Below are 20,508 nucleotides of genomic sequence, written 5' to 3' on the forward strand. Positions count from 1 at the left end.
TATTATACATTATTTTCAGTATAGTTGAGCTTATTATTGACTAGAGTCATGCTCTCTTCCCCCTCTTCTTCCGGCAGCGTATCCCCCACCTTGTAGCAAGCTCTCAACTCATACTGCTGGCCATCCCAGCCCATCTCTACCCAAACAGGTGTGTCCCAAGCCCAGTTAATCATCAGGGGCTCATTGCCTTTCCCGTTCGACAATCGCAGCTTTCCATTGACGACTTGGATGGCTGAAGACTTCCATTGAACTTTGGAATAGTACCGACGCCGTCGAGGTGGACGGGCGTTGGGGTCGGTTTGGCGGCGTTCTCGCCAGGACTTCAAAGAGGCAAAGAAGCTTTGCACTACCGCGTCTGCACTGTGAGCATGAAGTGTATTCTCAGGGTCGTTGGGAAACCACCGCATTAGCGTGGAAGGTTTCAACCACAGTCCCTTCTTGCGGACAACCCGCCAAAAGTGAACGAGCACCTTTGAGTACAGCTCGCCTGCTGCCCTGCTTAACAGCTGCAGTTGCTCTGAGACGCCTAGCTTGAGCTTGCGGACAAGGTACATGCAAAGTTGCCTTTTCTGTCGAATAGCATCTTACAAAAGCCGCCCTAGAAGGGCGGGGCTTGTAACCCAGTTTTTTTGGTCATCGTTTTTATCCCAGCCGCTGCTCGGTTTGCGGGTCAAACAGGTGGAAGCGATCCATGTCGAAGACCACTTCTGCCCACTGGTTAACCCGAAGCTGGGTACGGGGATCCACGCGGGCAATAAACTCCTGCTCGGCCAGGATCCCTTCTCGGTCGGTGGTGCTGAGATGGAGGATCACTTCATGGCCGATCAGCTCGGTGACGGAGACCTTAGCCCGCACCGGGGCAGGTTGGATCCCTGGGGGCTGGTACTGGGGATCGTGGATGTTTTCCGGGCGGATGCCGAAGATGACCGACTTGCCGACGTATTGCCAATAGGGCTCTGCCTGGTGGGGCGGGATGGCCACGCGGAAGGCGCCGGTATCGATCCAGAGGGTGCCCTCCTGCTCCCGCAGCTTGGCCTGGAAGAAATTCATGGCGGGGCTGCCGATGAACCCGGCCACAAACAGGTTGGCCGGGCGGGTGTAGAGGGTGTGGGGGGTATCCACCTGCTGCAGGCGGCCATCCTTCATGACGGCGATGCGGTTGCCCATGGTCATGGCCTCCACCTGGTCGTGGGTAACGTAGATAAAGGTGGTGCCCAGTTGCATGTGCAACTTGCTGATCTCGGCCCGCGCCTGTACCCGCAGCTTGGCATCCAAGTTGGAGAGGGGCTCATCCATCAAAAACACCGCCGGATTGCGCACGATGGCCCGCCCGACGGCAACCCGCTGCCGTTGCCCACCCGAAAGTTCCTTGGGCTTGCGGTTGAGCAAGTGCTCGATCCCAAGGCGCTTGGCCACCCCCCTAACCCGGCTTTCGATCTCCGCCCGTGGCAGGCCGCGCAGCTTGAGGCCAAAGGCCATGTTCTCGGCCACGGTCATGTGGGGGTAGAGGGCATAGGATTGGAAGACCATGGCGATATCCCGATCCTTGGGGGGGACATCGTTCACCCGTCGATCGCCAATGTAGATGGAGCCGGCGCTCACTTCTTCCAAGCCGGCCAGCATGCGCAGGGAGGTGGTTTTGCCGCAGCCGGAGGGGCCGACAAAGACGAGAAATTCCCCGTCTTCGACGGTGATGTTCAGGTCGTGGACGGCGGTGGTGTCTCTGTAGCGCTTGGTAACGTGTTCGTAGGTAACGCTGGCCATGCTCTCGCTCCCCAGCCACTTCGCCCTCAAACTTATCCAACCCTAGGGGCAGAGGTCAAATCGGATCCCTGGGCTGGAGTAAGCTGGGGTCGCCCTCACCCCCAGCCCCTCTCCCAGAGGGAGAGGGGAGTTGAGGATCGAAAAGCCAAAAAACCCAAAAAGGTAGGCCACGAGCCTACCTCTGGGATCTGGATCTTGTTAAGCCAAAAGTGGCGCTCGCCTCCCCCCCTTAGGAGACAACGTTCACTTTGACCACTTGGGCTTTTTCGGAGTCCGCCTTGGGCAGAGTCAGGGTGAGGATCCCATCTTTGTATTCCGCTTTCACCTGATCGTGCTTGATCCGGTTGGGCAGCGGGATCACCCGTTGGAAGCGCCCGTAGCGGAACTCGGTGCGGGTTACGCCCTTGTCTTCGGAGCGTTTTTCAAAGCGCCGCTCGCCGCTGATGGAGACCGCTTCTGCCGTCGCCTGGATGTCCAGATCGTTGGGGTTCAAGCCGGGCAGCTCCAGTTTCAGGGTAATGGTTTCCGGATCATCGTGCATTTCCACCGCCGGCACAAAAGTATAGGCATCGGTCTCGGCGGGGCGAGCCATCAGCCGGTCAAACATCCGGTTCATTTCCCGTTGAATTTCGTCAATTTCCCGAAAGGGATCCCAGCGAACCAGAGCCATATCTATCCACCTCCTAAGCAGATTTTGGTTAACTTTTGGTTAGCTTCTCTTTAAGTTAAGATTTACTCACCAGGCTTTAGCCTAGCCTCTGTACATTAGGATAAGTGATCTGGCTGGCTCAAGAGGGCGAGTTTTCTGGAAATCGATGGGGGTATTTTCTCGCCCAAGGAATAGGAGAAAGCTGTCAGGAATCGGTGCGCTTGGGGGGGCGGTGGGATCTCGTCTGCAGCCACAAACTCAGGCCGGTAGCCACCATCAGCAACAGCCCCAAGCCGTTTAAGAACGGGTAGACGGCCTGCAGATCCAGAGGCCCCCATTGCCCTTTGTGGATTTGGATCAGCCAGTAGTAGTCGAAGTTGTCGTTGAGGCGGGCAATTTGGTAAAGGGATCCCGTTACCACCGTTACCACCAAGGGCAGAGCCAGGATGGGGGCCAGGGCGCGGTGGATCTGGCGGGCGAGTTTTCGAGGCGGGGCCATCAGGGTTTCTCCAAGGCTAAGGCCACCACCTTGCCATGGTAGCAGGGCAGCCCAAGCTGCCAAGCCCCCCTGGGTCTAGGGACGGATCCCGAGGGCTTCCTCCAGCTTGGGCATTTGCTCGCGGGGGATGACCCGCCCTTCGTCCTCAAAGCCGGGGATCTCGTGGAAGTTGAGGTAGCGGTACAGCTCGCCGGCAAAGGGCTGGATCTTGGTGGCGACGATCTCCCGGTATTCCTCAGGGGTAGGGATCCGGCCCAAGAGGGCGCAGGCGGCAGCCAGCTCGGCGGATCCCAGATAGACCCGCGCGTCTTTGCCCATGCGGTTGTTGAAGTTGCGGGTGGAGGTGGACATAACCGTGGCCCCGTCTGCCACCCGCGCCTGGTTGCCCATGCACAGGCTGCAGCCGGGCATCTCCGTCCTCGCCCCGGCAGCGGCAAAGGTGCCGTACACCCCTTCGGCGCGCAGTTGCGCCTCGTCCATGCGGGTGGGAGGACAGATCCAAAATTGGCGCACCTTGGCCCGCCCCTGGCCTTCCAAAATCTTGGCGGCGGCGCGGTAGTGGCCAATGTTGGTCATGCAGGAGCCGATGAACACCTCGTCGATGTGGATGGGTGTGTCGGGGTTGCCGGCCGCGTGCTGGGCGTGGACTTCGCTCAGGGTCATCACCTTGTCGGGATCGTTGGGGGCACAGACAATTGGCTCGGTGATGGTGCTGAGGTCGATTTCGATGACTTCGGCGTATTCGGCGTCGGCATCCGCCTCCAGGAGGGTGGGGTTGGCCAGCCAGGCTTCCATTTTGGCGATGCGCCGCAGCAAGGTTCTCGCATCCTGATAGCCGCGGGCGATCAGGTTTTTCAGCAGCACCACGTTGGAGCGCAGGTACTCGGCAACCGTCTCGACGCTCAGCTGGATGGTGCAAGCGGCGCAGTTGCGTTCCGCCGAGGCGTCGGTGAACTCGAAGGCTTGCTCCACCTTCAAGTTGGGCAGGCCCTCGATCTCCATAATTCGCCCGGCAAAGACGTTTTTCTTGCCCTGTTTCTCGACGGTGAGCAGCCCCCGCTGGATGGCCACGTAGGGGATGGCGTGGACAATGTCCCGCAGGGTGATCCCGGGCTGCAGTTCCCCCTTAAAGCGCACCAGCACCGACTCCGGCATATTCAGGGGCATCACCCCCATGGCCGCGGCAAAGGCCACCAGCCCAGAGCCAGCCGGGAAGGAAATGCCCAAAGGGAAGCGGGTGTGGGAGTCGCCCCCGGTGCCAACAGTATCCGGCAGCAGCATGCGGTTGAGCCAGGAGTGGATGATGCCGTCGCCCGGCCGCAGGACGACACCTCCCCGCGAGGCAAAAAAGTCGGGCAGCTCTTTGTGAACCTGGATATCCACCGGCTTGGGATAGGCGGCGGTGTGGCAGAAGCTCTGCAGCACCAGGTCGGCGCTGAAGCCCAGACAGGCCAATTCCTTGAGCTCGTCGCGGGTCATGGGGCCGGTGGTGTCCTGGGATCCCACCGTGGTGATCAGCGGCTCGCAACTGGTGCCGGGGCGCACTCCGGGCAGCCCGCAGGCTTTGCCGACGATTTTCTGGGCCAGGGTATAGCCCTTGCCCGTGTCGGCGGGCGGGGTGGGGCGAATGAACAGGGGGGAGGGATCCAGCCCCAGGGCCTGGCGGGTTTTGTCGGTAAGGGCCCGGCCAATCAAGAGAGGGATGCGGCCCCCGGCCCGCACCTCGTCGGGCAGCGTCACAGGCTGCAGGGAAAAGGTGGTGAGGACTTGGCCATCCTCAGAGCGGATAACGCCCTCGTAGGGGTAGATCGTCACTACCATGCCCGTCTCCAGGCAGGAGACATCGCACTGGATGGGCAGGGCGCCGGCATCTTCGGCGGTGGTGAAGAAAATGGGCGCGATCGTGCCCCCCAGAATCACCCCGCCGGCCCGCTTGTTGGGCACATAGGGAATGTCGTGGCCGATGTGCCAGAGCAGGGAATTAAGGGCGGACTTGCGGGAAGATCCCGTGCCCACCACATCCCCCACAAAGGCCACCGGATGGCCGCGGCGCTTCAGCTCGGCAATGGCTGCTATCGCTCCCGGCGCCCGCGATTCCAGCATGCTCTGGGCATGAAGGGGAATATCGGGGCGGGTGGTGGCGTGGGCGGCCGGGGAGAGGTCGTCGGTGTTGATCTCGCCGGCAATTTTGAACACCGTCGCCGTGATCGCCTCGGCCAGGGGCGGCCTGGCGGTGAACCACTCCCCTTCCGCCCAAGAGTGGAGCACCTGTCGGGCATAGGCGTTGCCCGCTTGGCTCAGCTCCAGCACGTCGTGGAAGGCGTCGAAAACCAGCAGCGTGTGGCTGAGGGCGCGGGCCGCTGCGGCGGCAATTTCCGGTCGCTCATCCTGCAGCAGCTCCAGCAACACCTGGACGTTGTAGCCCCCCAGCATCGTGCCCAAGAGCTCTACCGCCCGCAGGGGGGTAATGAGGGGCGAGTGCACTTCTTCCTTAGCCACAGCGGCCAAAAAGCCCGCCTTCACATAGGCCGCTTCGTCCACCCCCGGCGGCACCCGCTCTGTAAGCAGATGCAACAAAAAGGCCTCTTCGCCGGCGGGGGGATCCTTGAGCAGCTCGCACACCTGGCTGGTCTGGGCGGCGTTCAAGGGCAGCGGCGGGATCCCTTGGGCCGCGCGGGCAGCAGCATGTTGGCGGTACTCGGCCAGCATGGGGAGGATTCCTTAGGTCACTCGATGTGGGTATTCATTCTACCGCCAGCTCGGCAGCAGCCAGCTCTGCCCCCTCAGGATAGCTCCGCCAACAGCTCTTTTTGGTATAGGCCAATACAAGCCTGGATCAACTCGTCCAGCTCCCCTTCCAAAATTGGCTCGAGCAGGAAGTTCTGGTTGAGGCGGTGATCGGTAACCCGGTTGTCTTTGTAGTTGTAGGTGCGAATTTTTTCCGAGCGCGATCCCGTTCCCACCTGCATGCGACGGGCGGAGCTGATGGAGGCCTGTTGCTCCTGCAGCTTCATCTCGTAGAGCTTGGCCCGCAAAATCTGCATCGCCCGCTGCCGGTTCTGCAGCTGGGAGCGCTCCTCGGTACAAAACACGCGGATGCCGGTGGGCTTGTGGAGGAGGTCCACCGCCGTTTCCACCTTGTTCACGTTTTGGCCGCCCGCCCCGCCGGAGCGCGCCGTCTTGATCTCGATGTCCTTCGGGTCGATCACCACCTCCACCTCGTCCACTTCCGGCATCACCGCCACCGTGGCCGTCGAGGTGTGGACGCGCCCCTGGGCCTCTGTCACGGGCACCCGCTGCACCCGATGCACGCCGGCCTCGAACTTCAGCTTGCTGTAGACCTGATCCCCGCGAATTTCCAGGATGGCCTCTTTGTAGCCTCCCATCTCTCCTTCCGAGAGGCTGGCCAGGCGCACCGACCAGCCCATCTTCTCGGCGTAGCGGGTGTACATGCGGGCCAAATCCGCCGCCCACAGGGCCGCCTCCTCGCCGCCGGTGCCGGCGCGGATTTCCAACATAATGTTTTTCTCGTCGTTGGGATCCCGGGGCAGCAGCAGCAGGGTCAGCTTTTCCTCCAGTTGTTCTTGGCGGACGCGCAGTTGCTCCAGTTCTGCCCTGGCCATCGCCTCCAGCTCTGGGTCGTCGGAAGCCACCTCCCGCAGCAGCTCTTCCGTCTGCTTCAGCTCGCGAGTGAGCTTTTGCCACTCGTGAAAGGTCTGGACGGTGGCTTCTAGGGAGGAGCGGGCCTTGGCAATCCGCTGCAGCTCAGCCGGATCGGTCGCCACATCGGGATCGGCCAGACGTACCGTCAGCTCCTGAAAGGTGGCTTCAACGTTTTTAAGCTGCTCGATGAGTTGAGCAGAGGCCATAGATCCAGTGTCAGCGAAGACTCACAGCAATGCCCAGCAAGGCAGAAAAGAAACTCAGATTGAAGCTCGGCTACTTAGCTTTCTTGCCGCCCATGCCGTACTTGCGCATGAACTTGTCCACGCGGCCTTCGCTGTCAATGATCTTCTGGCTGCCGGTGAAAAAGGGATGGTTGCCCGACCAAACATCGACCTTCAGCTCCGGCTTGGTGGATCCCACTGTCATCACCACTTCGCCGTTGCAGATGACTTTGGCTTCGGGATACCACTGGGGGTGTATTCCTTTTTTGGGCATGGCAATCTCCTCCTCTGGGCCTGTTCCTATACCCTTGTCTATCAACATCTAACTTGAAAAAGCAATGGCAGGGATCCCTAGCGCTTCGAGTACTGGGGAGCCTTGCGGGCCTTGCGTAGGCCATATTTCTTCCGTTCCACGGCGCGCGGATCCCGTTTTAGGTAGCCCTCTGTCTTGAGGGGGCCGCGGTTAGCCGGATCCACCTCGCAGAGGGCGCGCGCCACGCCCAACTTGATGGCATCGGCCTGACCGTGGACGCCGCCGCCATGAGCCCGCACCAAGATGTCGTAGGAGTTCTCTAGGCCGAGGAGCTCCAACGGCGCTTTCACACTGGCCAGTAGCGCCTCCTGGTATTGCAGGTATTGGTCGCCGGGCCTGTCGTTGATGATCAGCTTGCCGGTGCCGGGCACCAGGCGCACGCGGGCGACAGCCGTTTTGCGGCGTCCGGTTCCCCAGTAGACGGCTCGTTGGCTGCTGGCTGCTTGGGTCATACTTTGGCTCCTGGGATCGTGTGGATGGGGTAAACCTGAGGTTGCTGGGCCTCGTGGGGGTGGTGGGGCCCGGCGTACACTTTTAGCTTGGTGAATTGCCGCCGGCCCAGGCGGGTGTGGGGCAACATCCCCTTCACTGCTTTCTCAATCACCCGCTCCGGCAGGCGAGCTTGCAGTTGGGCAAAAGTCTCGACTTTCATGCCGCCGGGACGGCCAGAGTGGCGGCGGTAGAGCTTTTGGGTGCGCTTTTTGCCGGTGACCACCACTTTCTCGGCGTTGATCACGATCACGTAGTCCCCCGTATCCAGGTGAGGGGTGAAGTTGGGTTTGTGCTTGCCCCGCAGGAGCTTGGCCACAACCACGGCCAAGCGGCCGAGGCGCTGGTTGGCAGCGTCCACCAGATACCAGCGAGGGGTTAGAGTTTCGGGGGGAGGAACGGGAGTTGTGTTCATGGCAGCCAAGGATGACATCAACCGCAGAATGGAATGGACAAGAAAACGCCTAGGCCAGGGAAGAAACACACAAAGCCGCCGACCAATCGGGGGTTTTGGGCAACCCCTGCAGGGGCAAGGCCCAAAAGGGCGGCGAGTGAGCGAAGCGGCGGCCAAAGGGATCCCCAGCATAGCCCACATCCACCAGGCACAGCCCTTGCGGAGGGGCGCTGTAGCGGGTGCGCATCCGGCTCCAGTCGTTGTGTTGCCAGAGGTGGACAAATTGTTGTGGGCTGATCTCGCCACGGCCCACCACCTCCAGGGATCCCACCAGCAGCCGCATCATGCGGTAGAGAAAGCCGCTGGCCTGCACCTCGATGCTGATGAGATCCCCCAGCCGCTGGCAGAGCACCTCCTGCACCTGCACCCGCGAGTGGGGCCGGTCGGATCCCCGGCGGCGAAAGGCTTCTAGGCTGTGCTCGCCCAGAAGAGAGTTGAGGGCCTCCGCCATCGGCTCCACCTGCAAAGGCCAGCGCACCTGCCAGCTAAAGAGGCGCCAGAACACATCCGGCAGCTCCCGGTTCAGGATCAAGTAGCGATAGCGGCGCCAGCGAGCCGAAAAGCGGGCATGCCAGAAATCGGGCACCTGAGCGGAAGCCAATACCACCACATCTTCCGGCAGACAGTCGTTGAGCACCCGCGCCCACTCCGTCGGCGGGATGCCAGAGGTGGTGTCGAAGTGGGCCACCTGGCCCGAGGCATGAACCCCCGTATCGGTGCGACCTGCCCCGTAGAGGGCCACCGGGTGCCCGGCCCGCAACGCAATCGCCTCCTCCAGTACCCCTTGCACGGTGCGGTGGCCCGCTTGCCGCTGCCAGCCGCGAAAGCCGCTGCCGAGGTACTGAATTTTCAGGGCAATGCGACGGCTCTGCATGGGGCCTACACCAACTCGATGACCGCCATTTCTGCCCCGTCGCCCCGTCGACGCACCGTGCGCAGGATGCGGGTGTAGCCCCCAGGCCGATCGCGGTAGCGCTCCGGCGCTTGCTCAAACAGGGAGCGCACCAGCTCCTTGTCATAGATGTAGGCCAGGGCCTGCCGCCGCGCTGCCAGAGAGCCGTCCTTGGCCAGGGTGATCATTTTCTCAGTGGTGGCGCGAATGGCTTTGGCGCGGGCTTTGGTGGTCGTGATCCGCCCTTCCCGCAGCAGGGCCGTGGTCAGCGCCCGCATCAGGGCCTTGCGCTGGTCGGCGGGCTTGTTGAGGTGAGGGGTACGACGGCGGTGACGCATAGTAGCCTCTGCCTTTTATCTTGTGTCCTGTGGAGATGTTGACCGGTTTTGCCGCAGCGAGCCGGCAAGGCTCTACGTCTTGCTCCTTTCGCGGGGCAAGGTTAGGCCTAGGCGGTTCTTCAAAGCTTGCACCACCTCTTCCGCGGATTTTTGGCCGAAGTTTTTGATCTCCAGCAAATCCTCTTCGGTATAAACCAATAGATCCGCCACCGTATTGATTTGAGCGCGCTTCAGGCAGTTGTAAGCCCGTACCGAGAGCTGCAGCTCTTCGATGGGGATCTGGTTCTTCTGGTTATCCTCAGCTTGCCGGGGCTCTGGCGGGGTGTCGAAGCTGACCTCCTGCAGCGGCGAGAACAGGCCCACCAAAATGCGAGCCGCCTGGCTGAGGGCCTCCTGGGGGGTGAGGCTGCCGTTGGTCCAAATCTCCAAAATTAGGCGATCTTTTTCCAGAGATTGTCCCACCCGCGCCGCCTCAACGGTGTAGTTGACTTTGCGCACCGGCATGAAGACGGAGTCGATCTGGAGAAAGTCGATGGCCATCGATTTGCTGTCGGAGTAATCGACGGCACGGTAGCCACGTCCGCGGCCAATCATGAACTCCATTTCCAGGATCGCCCCTTCCGCCAAGGTGGCAATGTGATGGCGGGGGTTGATCACTTCCACCTCGCTGGGCAATTGCAGCTTCTCGGCGGTCACCTCTCCCGGCCCTTGTGCCACCAAACGGCCCACCTGCGTGTCGGGAGCGTTGGAGCGCAGCACCAGCTCCTTCATGTTGAGTAGGATCTCCATCACGTCTTCCCGCACCCCCGGCACCGTGGAAAACTCGTGGGTCACCCCGGCAATGCGTACAGCGGTTACTGCCGTCCCTTCTAGGTTGGAGAGCAACACCCGCCGCAGGGCGTTGCCCACCGTGATCCCTTGACCCCGCTCCAGTGGCCCCAGGGCAAATTTGCCGTAGTGAACGCCATTGGCTTCCTGATGGGATTCGACGCACTCGGTCTGGTAGGGAGCAGCACTAGAAGCGGCTTTGCTGCCCAGATTGTGGAGGGTTCGGCTGGTCTGCATCATAGAGTAGCCCCGTCCGTCTGGCTCAACATCTGTTTGGAGAACTTAGAAGACTGGAGGCCATGCCTCACATCCTGCAGGAGGGCAAGCCTGTCGCCAGCGCTTGGCCCGCCCTGGGGATCCCTTTAGACGCGCCGCCGCTTGGGGGGACGGCAGCCGTTGTGGGGAATGGGAGTGATATCTCGAATCAGGGTGATTTCTAGACCAGTGGCCTGCAGAGCGCGAATGGCGGTTTCCCGACCGGCGCCAGGGCCACTCACCATTACCTCAATCTGGCGCATGCCGTTCTCCATGGCCTGACGCGCTGCGCTCTCTGCCGCCATTTGGGCTGCAAAGGGGGTGCCTTTCTTGGCGCCCTTGAACCCCGTAGAACCTGCGGAGGCCCAAGACACCACGTCGCCATTGGGATCCGTGATGGTGACGATGGTGTTGTTGAAGGTGGACTGAATGTAGGCCACACCGTTGGGGACATTCTTCTTGACCTTGCGTCCGCGCCGTTGCTGCCGAGCCATGACCTTTGCGTCCTTTGAACAACTGTTTACATCCCGTTTTGCAGTTTGGAGAGGGTGGGAAACTCTGCCCGCCGCCCCAGCCGCGCCACTACTTCTTGGCGGGAGCTTTCTTCTTGCCGGCCACCGTCTTCCTGACCCCCTTGCGGGTGCGGGCGTTGGTGCGGGTGCGCTGGCCACGCACAGGCAGGTTCAGACGATGGCGGCGGCCCCGATAGGTGCCGATGTCGATCAGCCGCTTAATGTTCATCGCCTCCTGCCGGCGCAGATCTCCCTCCACCTGGTACTCGCCTTCTACCACTGCCCTCAAGGCGGCCACCTCGGCGTCGGTAAGGTCGCGGGTGCGGGTATCGGGGTTGATGCCGGTCTTCGCCAAAATTTGGCGGGAGCGGGTCAGCCCAATGCCGTAGATGTAGGTGAGGGCGATCTCGACTCGCTTGTCGCGTGGGATGTCAACTCCCGCAATCCGTGCCATGGTCGGTGGTACCTTTCAAACAAACTTAGATAAACTTGCTCCATAGGCCAGGCCGAGGTTGGCGGCGTGGAGCTTTGGCCGGAAGACGTCGCTGTTGAGGTGAGGAACCCAGAGTCTCCTCTCGCCAAGAGAGGGGTTGCTTGATCTTCCGCGGCGGCAGCAGGGCCGTTTGGATCTGTTCCCCACCGTCGGGCGCACTCCTCCATCCGCCCCTCTACCCCTGCCGCTGCTTGTGCTTGGGGTTGGCAGGGCAAATCACCATCACCCGGCCATGGCGGCGGATGACTCGGCACTTTTCGCAGATTCGACGGACGGAGGGCCGCACCTTCATGGTTTATCCTGACGAAACCAGCGAATATCCATTCTAAGGTCGCCGCGGCAGACTGTCAAAAATTGTTTGGGTTTTCTGACGTGAATCCAATAGGGAAGGGCGAGCAGGTTGGCTATGCTGGTTGGGCGCAGAAGCAGAGCAGGCGCGGTTGAGGAGCGAAGAAGGCGATGCGCTGGCAATGGCTGGTTGTGCTGATGAGCGGCGTGCTGGGCTTGGGATCCCCCGTGTTGGGGCAAGGGATCCCTTCGCCGGAAACAGGCTCTCCCGCTTCTGGGGGGAACCTCTCGGCGGACGGGAATGAACTGAGGACAGAGGGGGATTGGCTGTTGCCCTTGCCCAGCTCTGCCGATTGCCTCGATGCGGTGCCGGAGCGGGGCTGGCTGGCGGTGGGACTGTTGGAAGCGCAGGCAGTGGCGCTGCTGGATGGGGCGAGCGGGGATCCCTTGTGGCAGGTGGCGGTGGGGTTTGCCCCCGGCGTGGTGCGGGTGGATGCGGCACGGCAGGTGGTCTATGCCGCCGGCCCCCATGCTCCTGGGGTGGTGGCCCTCGATCTGCTCACCGGAGAGCTGCTGCAGGCCTACGGGCTGCCGGCGGGGGTTCTGGACATGGCTGTGGATGCGGCCAGGGGGCGGGTTTTCGCCTCCCTGCCCGCCGCCCAAAGCTTGGCGGTGATTCCCGCTCCGAACCGCCAACGGCATGGATCGGAGCCGCCGCAGGCCCGCAACTTGCCGCTGCCGGGGCCACCTTTGGCTTTGGCCTATGCCCCAGAGCGGGGATCCCTGTTTGTCGGCCTGGCTGGGGAGGATCCCCTCAGCCTGCTGGTGGTCAACCCCGACAATGGAGAGCTGCTGGCCCGCTGGCGCGGCGGCAACACGCCGGAAGCCATGGTCCTAGATGCGCAACGGCAGCGCCTGGTGGTGCTCAACTCGGGCAGCCAAGATCTGACGGTGCTGGATCTGGATCGCAGCGGCGAGGCTCTGCAGCGGATTGGCTTGGATTGGCGACCGACGCGGCTGGCCCTTTCTCCCGATGGCCGCTGGGCCTACGTGACCTCCCGCAACAGCGACCGCCTGCAAATCGTGGATCTGGAGGCGGGGCGATTGGCCGCCTCGCTGCGGCTGGAGGGGCAGCCAACGGGTTTGGTGAGGCTGGGCGATCGGGATCTGTGGGTGGTGGCGGCAGGGATCCCGGCTTTGCGGCGTCTGGTGGATATTGAGGCTCAAGTTGGCGAGCGCGAGACCGAGGCCCAGATCCCCTCTTCAGGCAACCGCGGGGTGGTGACGGGGCGGGTGCTGGACATTGCCGGCCAACCCGTCCAGACGGGGGTTTTGCGCCTGGCCGCCACCTCTACCCAACCCCAGCAGACGGTTCGCATCGCCGCCGACGGCACCTATGTCCTGCCGGAACTGCCGGCGGGGCTGTACCTGGTGGATGTGGAGGTGCCGGGGTTTCCGCCCACCAGCACCCAGGTGGAGGTGCGGGCCGGTTTTGTATCCAGCCAAGATATTCGCCTGCCGCCGGGGCAGCCGGCCCGCCAGCCGGAGGGCATTGGCCTGTTGCCGGATGAGCCGGTTTACTCGGATGAGCTGGCCCGCCACCTCAGCCTGGCCCTGAAGGAGTTACAGCCGCAGCGACCCGTGATCCTCCTCAAGGGGCCACTGGGGCCGGATCCCCGCTTTGAGCCGCTTTTGCCCCTCGTCCAGGATCTGACACTCTTGGATCGGGATGAGCGCTACACCGCCGACTTGGCCAAGCTGAAGGCCGTTGGCGATGCCCTGGGCTTGCGCTACATCCTCTTGACTCACCTGCAGATCTCGCGGGATTACAACCGCCAGGGCAGCCCGCTGCTGAATACGGCCTTGCGCTTTCTGGCGCCGACGGTGCCGGTGGAAATTCCCAATTTCACCCCCAACCAGTTGCGCAGCCGCGGGGTGGTGGTGGTGGTGGACTTGCAGCGGGATCGACCGGGGGATCGGGCTCGCTACTACGAGGCCTATGGCCGGGACGACGTGGGCGGGGATCCGCTGTTTGAAGATGCGGCGGCGGGCCTGTTTCGGCTGCAGGTGCGCAACATGGTGCCCGTCTTTATCCAACAATGGCAGGCCAACAATCCCTTTGCGGGGTGAGGATCCCTGCAGCAGGATTTTGTCTCTCCAGAACCCACTGCGATTAGGGGATGTCGCCATGCCTTTCTTCTTCCTCACTTCGCTGCGGCGCAGGGTCCGCTTGGGCAGTCTGGCTCTCTGGTGCTGGCTGGCACTGACTCCAGGAGCGCTGGCCCAGGCGCCGGCCACCCCCCTTCCCCGTTTCACGCCGCTGTTTCCTTCTCATAACAGAGATCAAGCGGGATCCCAGGCGCGGCTGGTGGGCCAGGTGAGCAACAGCCTGGGTCAGCCGGTGGCCGGGGCGCAGGTGCAGTTGGAGGGCTTGGAGAACCTCGATCAGCCGATCCAAACGGACGAGCAGGGGGCGTTTGAGCTCAACCAGGCTCCTGCCGGACGTTGGATGTTGACCGTATGGCACCCCGACTACGAAATAGTGCAACAGGAGATCCTGCTGCAGGCGGGCCTGACCACCCCTGTAGATGTGGTTTTGCAGGTGCCCATCCGGCCCCAACCCCGGCGTCGCCTCGGCGTTTTGGGAGTGGGAGGACTGGAGCACACCCAGCTTTTAGGCCAGCGCCTGGCCATGGAGGCAGTGCGCCTGGGCCTGATCCCCAATAGCGAGAAGGTGGTGCCCCTGGACAACCGCCGCCTGCAGCCGATTCTGCGCCAGGTGGGCTGGCCGATCTACGAGCTGTTTGAGTGGGATCGCCGCAAGCCGGAAGCGGTAGGCCAGTTTTTCGATTACCTAGGCCTGGAGGCCATCGTCATCGCCCGCGTCGATGTCCTCACCCGCCCGGCCTCGCCCACGGAGGTGAGCCTGCGCTCCCGCAGCCGCCTAGAGCTGTGGCGGTTTGACGAGCAGGGCAACCTCGTGGCGGAGGTATTGGCGGAGGCCAGCCGCGACCAGGTGGAGCGGGGCAACCTCAACGCCGCTGAGCTGGCGCAGCTCTACCAAATCCAGGTCACCCAAATCGCCGCCGAAATCGGATCCCGCTGGCAAGCCAATCACCCCCTGGCCTCCTACCTAGAACTGGCCCCAGGCGAGGCCCCACCCCCGCCCTCGCGCCTGGATACAGCGGTGGAGCTGGTCATCCCCACCCCTACACCCACTCCCTAGAGCTCGCCCCCTCCCGTAGCCCCAGAAGTGGGGGTTCCAAGCAGCCGCTGTCAGCCCTATGCCCCGCAAAGTCGGAGCAAATGGCTGTTCTCGAGATCCTCCAGCTCTTCTAGGGAAGTCCAAAGAAGGGGAGCAGGGGCTAAAGTAACACTGGGGATCCTCGCCGTTTGTTGTTGGCTGCTGCCCATGAGTTCCGAACCCAACCCTCTTGCCGAAGATCGAGATCTAGGCCCGGAAGGAGATGAGCTGTCGCCAGCGTCTTCCGAGGGCGTTGGTGGAGTGGGATCCGGCGATCCTCCCGCTGCAGCAGAGCTCGCCACTTCCTCGTCCGCTTCTGCCTTGGTCGGGATTTGGCCGGAGGGATCCCGCCGCTGGCTGCTGGGGGGAGCGCTCGCCATCTTTCTGGTGGGCCTGGGGCTGCGCCTGTGGCGACTGGCCGAGTTGCCGGCGCCGGTGTTCGACGAGGTGTACTTTCCCAAGTTCGCCCAGAACTATCTCGACGGCGAGCCCCTCTACGACGTGCATCCGCCGCTGGGGAAGTACTTCATCGCCCTCAGTATCCAGCTTTTTGGCCGCAACGAGTGGGGCTTTCGCCTGGCCACCGCCTTGTGCGGATCCCTGATCCCGCTCTTGCTGACCGGCTTGGCCTACCGCCTCACCTATCACGTGGGCTTTGCCCTGTTGAGTGGGGCCCTGCTGCTCACGGACGGGGTGTTTCTGGTGGAGTCCCGCTTTGGCCTGATTAACGTGTACCTGGTGGCTTTTGGCCTGGCGGCCACCATTCTGCTGCTAAGCGGGCTGGAACGCCGCGGTTGGCAACGGGCCGTTCACCTGACCGGCTCGGGGATCCTCCTGGGGGCGGCGGCTTCCGTGAAGTGGAACGGCCTCTGGTTTGCCTTCATGTTTGCCCTGTTGGGGATCCTTGTTTGGGCGGTGGTCTGGCTGCGCCCGCAGTGGATCCCGCGTCTGGGCATTTTGATCCAAATCCGCCACCTGCGCTGGTGGCACTATGCCTTTTGCTTTGTCCTTGCGCCGCTGGCTTTCTACGCCATCCAGTGGATCCCCCACCTGCAGCTCAACCCGCAGCAGGGGCTAGCCCTGGGTTGGAGCTGGACTGGGATCCAGAATTACTTTCGCTCTCTAGTGCTCATCAATCAGGCGGTTTACAGCGGGCACCTGCATGCCGATCTCGTGGTGGACGAAAACACCCCCGTTCACCCCTACTGCTCCACCAGTTTGCGATCCCTGGTGGCCTGGTTCCCGGCGCTGCGCCCTTGGCTGACCACCCCCTTGGCCTCGGCAGGAGCCTGGTCTTGGCCGATTATGGGCCGCCCGGTGGGCTACTACTTCGCCGCGCAGGGCGACCTGTGGCGAGTGGTCCACGGCCTGGGCAATCCCTGGCTGTGGTGGCTGGGGACGGGATCCATCCTGGTGCTGGTCTGGCGGGGGATCCGCCGCTTCCATGGCGTGGAAGCCTTTATCTTAATTGGCTATGCGGCCAACTACCTGCCCTGGTTTATCGTCAGCCGCTGCGTTTTCATCTACCACTACATGAGCGCTCTGGCATTTAGCACCCTGGCCCTGGCCTGGCTGGTGCTGCTGGGCTGGCAGAGCTATCGCCGCTTCTGGCGCGGGGCGAGCATCACGGCAGTAGCCTTGGTTTTGGCGTCTTTTCTCTTCTTTTTCCCTGTTTGGTTTGGCCTTCCCCTCAGCCCCGGCGGATTTTATGCCCGCATGTGGTTCCGACCCACCCCTGTGCCCCTATTCTGCTTCAGTCCCCAAGCCTGCGAGCGGGCCCCCCTGCGCCTGCCGCCCATTCCCGGCTTGAACTGGATTTGAGGAGGGCATGGTAAGCTTTGTGCAGTTTGTTTCAGGAGTAGCTGCGCTTCGTTGCCCAAAGGCGGGGTGCGGTTTGTCAAGCGCTTGTGGTGGAGGTAGTGGAAACCTATGGCTCGATCCTGCCCGCGTCCTGCCAACTCTCCCCGCCGTTACCCCGGGCAGCCGGTGCCTGTGGGCGTCATTGGAGTCGGCAACATGGGCCAGCACCACGCCCGCGTCTTCAGCTTGATGAAGGATGTGCAGGTCGTAGGGGTAGCCGATATCAATGTGGAGCGGGGTTTGGATGTGGCCAGCCGCCACCGCGTTCACTTCTACGAGGATTACCGCGACCTGCTGCCCCACGTAGCGGCAGTAGCCATCGCCGTGCCGACGGTTTTGCACCACGAGGTGGGCATCGCCTGCCTGGAGGCGGGGGTCCATGTGCTGATCGAAAAGCCCATTGCCGCCAGCATCGCTGAGGCAGAATCCCTGGTGAACCGCGCTGCCGATTGCAATTGCATTTTGCAGGTGGGGCACATCGAGCGTTTCAGCCCCGTTTTTCAAAAGCTGGGCCAAGTTTTGCAAAGCGAAGAGCCGCTGGCCTTCGAGGCCCACCGCCTCAGCCCTTACTCTGACCGGGCCAGCGACGTGTCGGTGGTGTTCGACCTGATGATCCACGACATCGACCTGTTGCTGGAGCTGATCCCCTCCCCAGTAACCCAAATTACCGCCAGCGGCAACCGCGCCTCCAAGCTGGGCTACCTGGACTACGTCACTGCCACCCTCACCTTTGCCAACGGTGCCATCGCCACCCTCACGGCCAGCAAGGTTACCCATCGCAAGGTGCGCAAAATTGCCGTCCACTGCAAAAATGCCCTGGTGGAAGCCGATTTTTTGCACAACGAGATCTCCATCTATCGCCAGGGATCCAGCAGCAGCGACTACGGCCAGGTGTCCTACCAGCGGGACTGCCTCATCGAGAAGGTTCACATCGAACCCATTGACAAGCTCCACGCCGAGCTGGAGCACTTTATCAACTGTGTGCGGGGGGGCAGCCAGCCGTCGGTGGGCGGGGAGCAGGCCCTGAAGGCCTTGAAGTTGGCTTCCGAGGTGGAGCGGATCGCCTTAGATGGATGCGCCTGGAGGGAGGCCAAACCCTGCCGCAGCTTTTTGTCTTAGCTTTGCCGCCGGCCTCCAGGCGGGGGCAGGTGGTATCTTCTGCCAGCCGGTCATGGGTGGGGAGGGCGAGGAGGGCAGAGGCTTTGTGGAGAGGCAAGGTCGGGCAATCGTGGTAGAAGAGGGGTTGGCCTTAGCAATCGGCGGCCTGGCGGCAGGGATCCTGGCCGGTTTTTTGGGCATTGGCGGCGGGACGATCTTGGTGCCCTTGCAGGTGAGCTTGGGGATCCCGCCGCTGCAGGCGGTGGCCACCAGCAACTTTTCCATTCTCCTCACCTCCTTGGCCGGCAGCATCCAAAACTGGCGCATGGGGATGCTGGATCCCAAACGGGTAATTTTGCTGGGGATCCCGGCTCTGTTTACGGCGCAGGTTGGGGCGATCCTCGCCAGTCGCCTGCCCGGCTATCTGCTACTAGCGGCCTTTGGGGTGCTGTTGCTGGCGAACATTTACCTGGTGGAGCTGCGCAAAACCGTGGTCGCCCACGCCCAAGCGTTGGAGAGGCCAGGGGTTGCTGCCGGGGGGACGGACGACGCTGGAGAACTCCGCGACCGCCCTGCTGCCGAGGGGCAGATGCCGCGGTGGCTGGCCCGCACCCTCACCGGTGGCGCTGCCGGCTTGTTGGCGGGGCTTTTCGGCATCGGCGGTGGCGTCATCCTGGTGCCCCTGCAGATCCTGCTGTTGCGAGAAACCCTCAAGGTGGCCATCCAAACCAGCTTGGGGGCAATTGTTCTCACGGCAACTGCTGCTACCCTCAGCCATGCGGGCCTGGGCAACTGGATGGCGAACGCGCTCGGCTTTGGAGATGGCACCATCCGCCAGAATGTGCTCTGGATCCCGGGCCTGATCCTGGGTGCAGGTGGGTTGGTCGGCGTCCAGATCAGCACCCGCACCCTGCCCAAGCTGCCGGATGAGATCGTCGGCCTGCTTTTTCGAACCTTTCTCGCCGGGCTTTCCCTCTACGTTTTTTGGCAAGCCTGGCAGGACTACCAAGCCCTGGACAACCAGTAGCAATTCCCAACTTCGACGCCTCACCCTCCCCTATTCTTTTAGCGTATCTGGGTCTAGGAGGGGAGGGAAAGGCTTCGGGATCCCCGCAGATAGCAAGTCGGGCCTGGCCGGCCTGTCCTATTCTGAGTTGCAAGGACGACGCTCGCTCGGCTTGCTGAGGTCGTGGACGGGGTAGCTGCCGAAAAGCTTCAGGGTTTCTGCGATCGCTTCCAGGGCAGCGATTACCTCTGCATCCAGATAGGGTTGGCCGACCGGATTCTCCAGATCGACAAAAAAGACATAGGTCCCCGCCGATTTCTTGGTGGGGCGCGACTCAATGCGCGACATATTGAGGCCCCGCTCTGCAAAGACTTGCAGCGGCTTTAGCAGCGCCCCTGGCACATTGTGGGGCAGGCTGAAGGCCAAGGAAGTATGGGATCCCCCTGGCGAGGAACGGCAACGGCCCACCACCCAAAAGCGGGTGCAGTTATCCGGGTGGTCGTTGATGGGACAGGCCAAAACCGGCAGTTGGTAGAGCTCAGCGGCCCGCTCTGAAGCAATGACGGCAGCGTTGGGCTGCGCTCGCAGCCGCTCCAATTCTTCGGTGGTGGAGCGGGTTGGAATCAAGGTCGCCCGGGGCAGATGGGATCCCAGCCAAGCCTGACATTGGGCCAAGGCTTGCGGATGGGAATAGACCTGCTCGATCTGCTCCAGCCGGGAGGCGCAGCCGATGAGGGCATGGCGGATGGGCAGGATCAGCGCCTGGCGAATGCTCAGCCCCTCCAGTTGCCAGAGGGCATCCAAGGTCATCGAGACCCCGCCCTCAACGGAGTTCTCCACCGGCACCACCGCCCATTCTTGCTCGCCCGCAGCCACGGCTGCCAAGCAGGCGCTAATGGTGGGGTAGGGCACCAGAGGATGGGACCCCTGGCTATGGAGATGGGGCTGCTCGGGACAGGCGAGCAGAGCGGCCAACTCCGTGTAGGTTCCAACAGGGCCGAGGAAGGCTACCGGCGCAGAGGAGACGATTAAAGCCATTCTTTAGTTTTGTTTGCGAGTGTCGCTAGGAGCCAGCTCTAACTCTACTGCCTCGACGTTGCGCTGCAGCGGGCAATCAGGCTCTGGGCAACGGGGATTTGCCGCCACTATCTCCATAGCCTTCCCCACCTCCCGCCGAATCAGGCTCTGCAACTCTTGATCTGCTTGGATGGCTTCCAGGGTGTATATGGAGCCTTCAAAACTGGTGGTGTAGCGGGGCTGGAGGTTGTTGAGGGCCAAGGCGGCGGCATCGTGACAGAATCTCTCACAGGAGCAGTAGCGCTGCTGGCTTTCCAGGAGCAGCAGCTCGTTCACCATCTCCAGAACAGCCCGCTCCATCTGATTTTCCAACCTCTTCAGAGGTTTGCGTGCCTCCATGGCTGCCTCCCGATGTCACTGATAAACAGGACGGTTCTCGGCTTACTTCTGAGGCTGCTATATCCTTCACTACTTGACAAGTCAGGAAAAGCTACCCTACGTAAACTACCCGACTCCGACCGCCCCCCAACCCCCTGTATACGGGGGGCAGGGGGGCGGGGGGATATAGGGGGCTCCTGCGGTTTCTAGCTCAACAGGAAGAGAAGTGACCGCAAACCCCCAG

At 62.3% G+C, this 20,508-nt stretch carries 22 protein-coding genes; 5 read left to right on the forward strand and 17 right to left on the reverse strand.

Annotated elements, in window-relative coordinates; all coding sequences use genetic code 11:
- Window positions 1-2: 2 nt before the first annotated feature.
- The 15 genes from NW848_RS03915 to rpmJ all read right to left on the reverse strand — a co-directional run bounded on the left by NW848_RS03915 (window position 3) and on the right by rpmJ (window position 11,665).
- The gene (locus NW848_RS03915; protein ID WP_414508669.1) at window positions 3-554 is read right to left on the reverse strand and encodes a hypothetical protein; all 552 of its coding nucleotides are present in this window, start codon (window positions 552-554) and stop codon (window positions 3-5) included.
- Between the two features lie 88 nt (window positions 555-642).
- Window positions 643-1,764, reverse strand: coding sequence for an ABC transporter ATP-binding protein (locus NW848_RS03920; protein WP_414402805.1), 1,122 nt, complete (start codon window positions 1,762-1,764; stop codon window positions 643-645).
- Between the two features lie 229 nt (window positions 1,765-1,993).
- The gene (locus NW848_RS03925; protein WP_099883961.1) at window positions 1,994-2,434 is read right to left on the reverse strand and encodes an Hsp20/alpha crystallin family protein; all 441 of its coding nucleotides are present in this window, start codon (window positions 2,432-2,434) and stop codon (window positions 1,994-1,996) included.
- Window positions 2,435-2,618: 184 nt separating this feature from the next.
- Entirely contained in the window at window positions 2,619-2,912 is a 294-nt protein-coding gene (locus tag NW848_RS03930; RefSeq protein ID WP_099812119.1) for a PepSY domain-containing protein, read from the reverse strand.
- A gap of 75 nt (window positions 2,913-2,987) precedes the next feature.
- Window positions 2,988-5,621, reverse strand: coding sequence for a bifunctional aconitate hydratase 2/2-methylisocitrate dehydratase (gene acnB / locus NW848_RS03935; protein ID WP_414508668.1), 2,634 nt, complete (start codon window positions 5,619-5,621; stop codon window positions 2,988-2,990).
- A gap of 74 nt (window positions 5,622-5,695) precedes the next feature.
- Window positions 5,696-6,781, reverse strand: a complete 1,086-nt coding sequence (gene prfA / locus NW848_RS03940) for a peptide chain release factor 1 (protein ID WP_011430291.1) — start codon at window positions 6,779-6,781, stop codon at window positions 5,696-5,698.
- A 70-nt stretch (window positions 6,782-6,851) separates the two neighbouring features.
- Window positions 6,852-7,073: a 50S ribosomal protein L31 gene (gene rpmE, locus NW848_RS03945; RefSeq protein ID WP_099812117.1), complete on the reverse strand. Its 222-nt coding sequence runs from the start codon at window positions 7,071-7,073 to the stop codon at window positions 6,852-6,854.
- Window positions 7,074-7,150: 77 nt separating this feature from the next.
- Entirely contained in the window at window positions 7,151-7,564 is a 414-nt protein-coding gene (gene rpsI, locus NW848_RS03950) for a 30S ribosomal protein S9 (RefSeq protein WP_011430293.1), read from the reverse strand.
- On the reverse strand, window positions 7,561-8,016 hold the full coding sequence (gene rplM, locus NW848_RS03955; protein ID WP_011430294.1) for a 50S ribosomal protein L13: 456 nt from the start codon (window positions 8,014-8,016) through the stop codon (window positions 7,561-7,563). The genes rpsI and rplM overlap by 4 nt, the downstream gene beginning before the upstream one ends.
- 49 nt (window positions 8,017-8,065) lie before the next feature.
- The gene (gene truA / locus NW848_RS03960) at window positions 8,066-8,929 is read right to left on the reverse strand and encodes a tRNA pseudouridine(38-40) synthase TruA (RefSeq protein WP_011430295.1); all 864 of its coding nucleotides are present in this window, start codon (window positions 8,927-8,929) and stop codon (window positions 8,066-8,068) included.
- Between the two features lie 5 nt (window positions 8,930-8,934).
- Entirely contained in the window at window positions 8,935-9,285 is a 351-nt protein-coding gene (rplQ, locus tag NW848_RS03965) for a 50S ribosomal protein L17 (protein ID WP_011430296.1), read from the reverse strand.
- A 72-nt stretch (window positions 9,286-9,357) separates the two neighbouring features.
- Complete coding sequence (locus NW848_RS03970) at window positions 9,358-10,353, reverse strand: DNA-directed RNA polymerase subunit alpha (protein ID WP_011430297.1); 996 nt, start codon at window positions 10,351-10,353, stop codon at window positions 9,358-9,360.
- Window positions 10,354-10,475: 122 nt separating this feature from the next.
- Window positions 10,476-10,862, reverse strand: a complete 387-nt coding sequence (rpsK, locus tag NW848_RS03975; RefSeq protein WP_011430298.1) for a 30S ribosomal protein S11 — start codon at window positions 10,860-10,862, stop codon at window positions 10,476-10,478.
- 88 nt (window positions 10,863-10,950) lie between these two features.
- Window positions 10,951-11,334 (reverse strand): 30S ribosomal protein S13, encoded by a 384-nt coding sequence (gene rpsM / locus NW848_RS03980; RefSeq protein WP_011430299.1) that lies wholly within the window; start codon window positions 11,332-11,334, stop codon window positions 10,951-10,953.
- Window positions 11,335-11,548: 214 nt separating this feature from the next.
- Complete coding sequence (gene rpmJ, locus NW848_RS03985) at window positions 11,549-11,665, reverse strand: 50S ribosomal protein L36 (protein WP_011430300.1); 117 nt, start codon at window positions 11,663-11,665, stop codon at window positions 11,549-11,551.
- Between the two features lie 167 nt (window positions 11,666-11,832).
- Between rpmJ and NW848_RS03990 the strand changes: the two genes are divergently transcribed.
- From NW848_RS03990 to NW848_RS04010, 5 genes are all read left to right on the forward strand, one after another.
- Window positions 11,833-13,791: a carboxypeptidase regulatory-like domain-containing protein gene (locus NW848_RS03990; protein ID WP_414388623.1), complete on the forward strand. Its 1,959-nt coding sequence runs from the start codon at window positions 11,833-11,835 to the stop codon at window positions 13,789-13,791.
- Between the two features lie 58 nt (window positions 13,792-13,849).
- Window positions 13,850-14,887 carry a carboxypeptidase-like regulatory domain-containing protein gene (locus NW848_RS03995; RefSeq protein WP_011430302.1) on the forward strand — a complete coding sequence of 346 codons (1,038 nt, stop codon included), beginning with the start codon at window positions 13,850-13,852 and terminating at the stop codon, window positions 14,885-14,887.
- Between the two features lie 339 nt (window positions 14,888-15,226).
- On the forward strand, window positions 15,227-16,726 hold the full coding sequence (locus NW848_RS04000; RefSeq protein ID WP_414510468.1) for a phospholipid carrier-dependent glycosyltransferase: 1,500 nt from the start codon (window positions 15,227-15,229) through the stop codon (window positions 16,724-16,726).
- A 108-nt stretch (window positions 16,727-16,834) separates the two neighbouring features.
- The gene (locus NW848_RS04005; RefSeq protein ID WP_011430304.1) at window positions 16,835-17,884 is read left to right on the forward strand and encodes a Gfo/Idh/MocA family protein; all 1,050 of its coding nucleotides are present in this window, start codon (window positions 16,835-16,837) and stop codon (window positions 17,882-17,884) included.
- A gap of 52 nt (window positions 17,885-17,936) precedes the next feature.
- Window positions 17,937-18,890, forward strand: a complete 954-nt coding sequence (locus tag NW848_RS04010) for a sulfite exporter TauE/SafE family protein (protein ID WP_011430305.1) — start codon at window positions 17,937-17,939, stop codon at window positions 18,888-18,890.
- 117 nt (window positions 18,891-19,007) lie between these two features.
- Here the strand turns inward: NW848_RS04010 and pheA are convergent, their stop codons facing one another.
- Both pheA and NW848_RS04020 read right to left on the reverse strand, forming a co-directional pair.
- Complete coding sequence (pheA, locus tag NW848_RS04015) at window positions 19,008-19,907, reverse strand: prephenate dehydratase (RefSeq protein ID WP_414508666.1); 900 nt, start codon at window positions 19,905-19,907, stop codon at window positions 19,008-19,010.
- A 3-nt stretch (window positions 19,908-19,910) separates the two neighbouring features.
- Window positions 19,911-20,246: a late competence development ComFB family protein gene (locus tag NW848_RS04020; RefSeq protein ID WP_011430307.1), complete on the reverse strand. Its 336-nt coding sequence runs from the start codon at window positions 20,244-20,246 to the stop codon at window positions 19,911-19,913.
- Window positions 20,247-20,508: the final 262 nt, after the last annotated feature.

Source organism: Synechococcus sp. RC10A2 (assembly GCF_047502605.1).

Coding starts and splice junctions, on each gene's coding strand:
- rplM (WP_011430294.1), bottom strand. CDS start 8,016: ATGAACACAACTCCCGTTCCTCCCCCCGAAACTCTAACCCCTCGCTGG.
- NW848_RS03925 (WP_099883961.1), bottom strand. CDS start 2,434: ATGGCTCTGGTTCGCTGGGATCCCTTTCGGGAAATTGACGAAATTCAA.
- rplQ (WP_011430296.1), bottom strand. CDS start 9,285: ATGCGTCACCGCCGTCGTACCCCTCACCTCAACAAGCCCGCCGACCAG.
- rpsM (WP_011430299.1), bottom strand. CDS start 11,334: ATGGCACGGATTGCGGGAGTTGACATCCCACGCGACAAGCGAGTCGAG.
- acnB (WP_414508668.1), bottom strand. CDS start 5,621: ATGCTGGCCGAGTACCGCCAACATGCTGCTGCCCGCGCGGCCCAAGGG.
- NW848_RS04020 (WP_011430307.1), bottom strand. CDS start 20,246: ATGGAGCGGGCTGTTCTGGAGATGGTGAACGAGCTGCTGCTCCTGGAA.
- NW848_RS03995 (WP_011430302.1), top strand. CDS start 13,850: ATGCCTTTCTTCTTCCTCACTTCGCTGCGGCGCAGGGTCCGCTTGGGC.
- NW848_RS03930 (WP_099812119.1), bottom strand. CDS start 2,912: ATGGCCCCGCCTCGAAAACTCGCCCGCCAGATCCACCGCGCCCTGGCC.
- rpsK (WP_011430298.1), bottom strand. CDS start 10,862: ATGGCTCGGCAGCAACGGCGCGGACGCAAGGTCAAGAAGAATGTCCCC.
- NW848_RS03970 (WP_011430297.1), bottom strand. CDS start 10,353: ATGATGCAGACCAGCCGAACCCTCCACAATCTGGGCAGCAAAGCCGCT.
- NW848_RS04010 (WP_011430305.1), top strand. CDS start 17,937: ATGGGTGGGGAGGGCGAGGAGGGCAGAGGCTTTGTGGAGAGGCAAGGT.
- rpsI (WP_011430293.1), bottom strand. CDS start 7,564: ATGACCCAAGCAGCCAGCAGCCAACGAGCCGTCTACTGGGGAACCGGA.
- rpmJ (WP_011430300.1), bottom strand. CDS start 11,665: ATGAAGGTGCGGCCCTCCGTCCGTCGAATCTGCGAAAAGTGCCGAGTC.
- NW848_RS03990 (WP_414388623.1), top strand. CDS start 11,833: ATGCGCTGGCAATGGCTGGTTGTGCTGATGAGCGGCGTGCTGGGCTTG.
- NW848_RS03915 (WP_414508669.1), bottom strand. CDS start 554: ATGTACCTTGTCCGCAAGCTCAAGCTAGGCGTCTCAGAGCAACTGCAG.
- pheA (WP_414508666.1), bottom strand. CDS start 19,907: ATGGCTTTAATCGTCTCCTCTGCGCCGGTAGCCTTCCTCGGCCCTGTT.
- NW848_RS03920 (WP_414402805.1), bottom strand. CDS start 1,764: ATGGCCAGCGTTACCTACGAACACGTTACCAAGCGCTACAGAGACACC.
- truA (WP_011430295.1), bottom strand. CDS start 8,929: ATGCAGAGCCGTCGCATTGCCCTGAAAATTCAGTACCTCGGCAGCGGC.
- NW848_RS04005 (WP_011430304.1), top strand. CDS start 16,835: ATGGCTCGATCCTGCCCGCGTCCTGCCAACTCTCCCCGCCGTTACCCC.
- prfA (WP_011430291.1), bottom strand. CDS start 6,781: ATGGCCTCTGCTCAACTCATCGAGCAGCTTAAAAACGTTGAAGCCACC.
- rpmE (WP_099812117.1), bottom strand. CDS start 7,073: ATGCCCAAAAAAGGAATACACCCCCAGTGGTATCCCGAAGCCAAAGTC.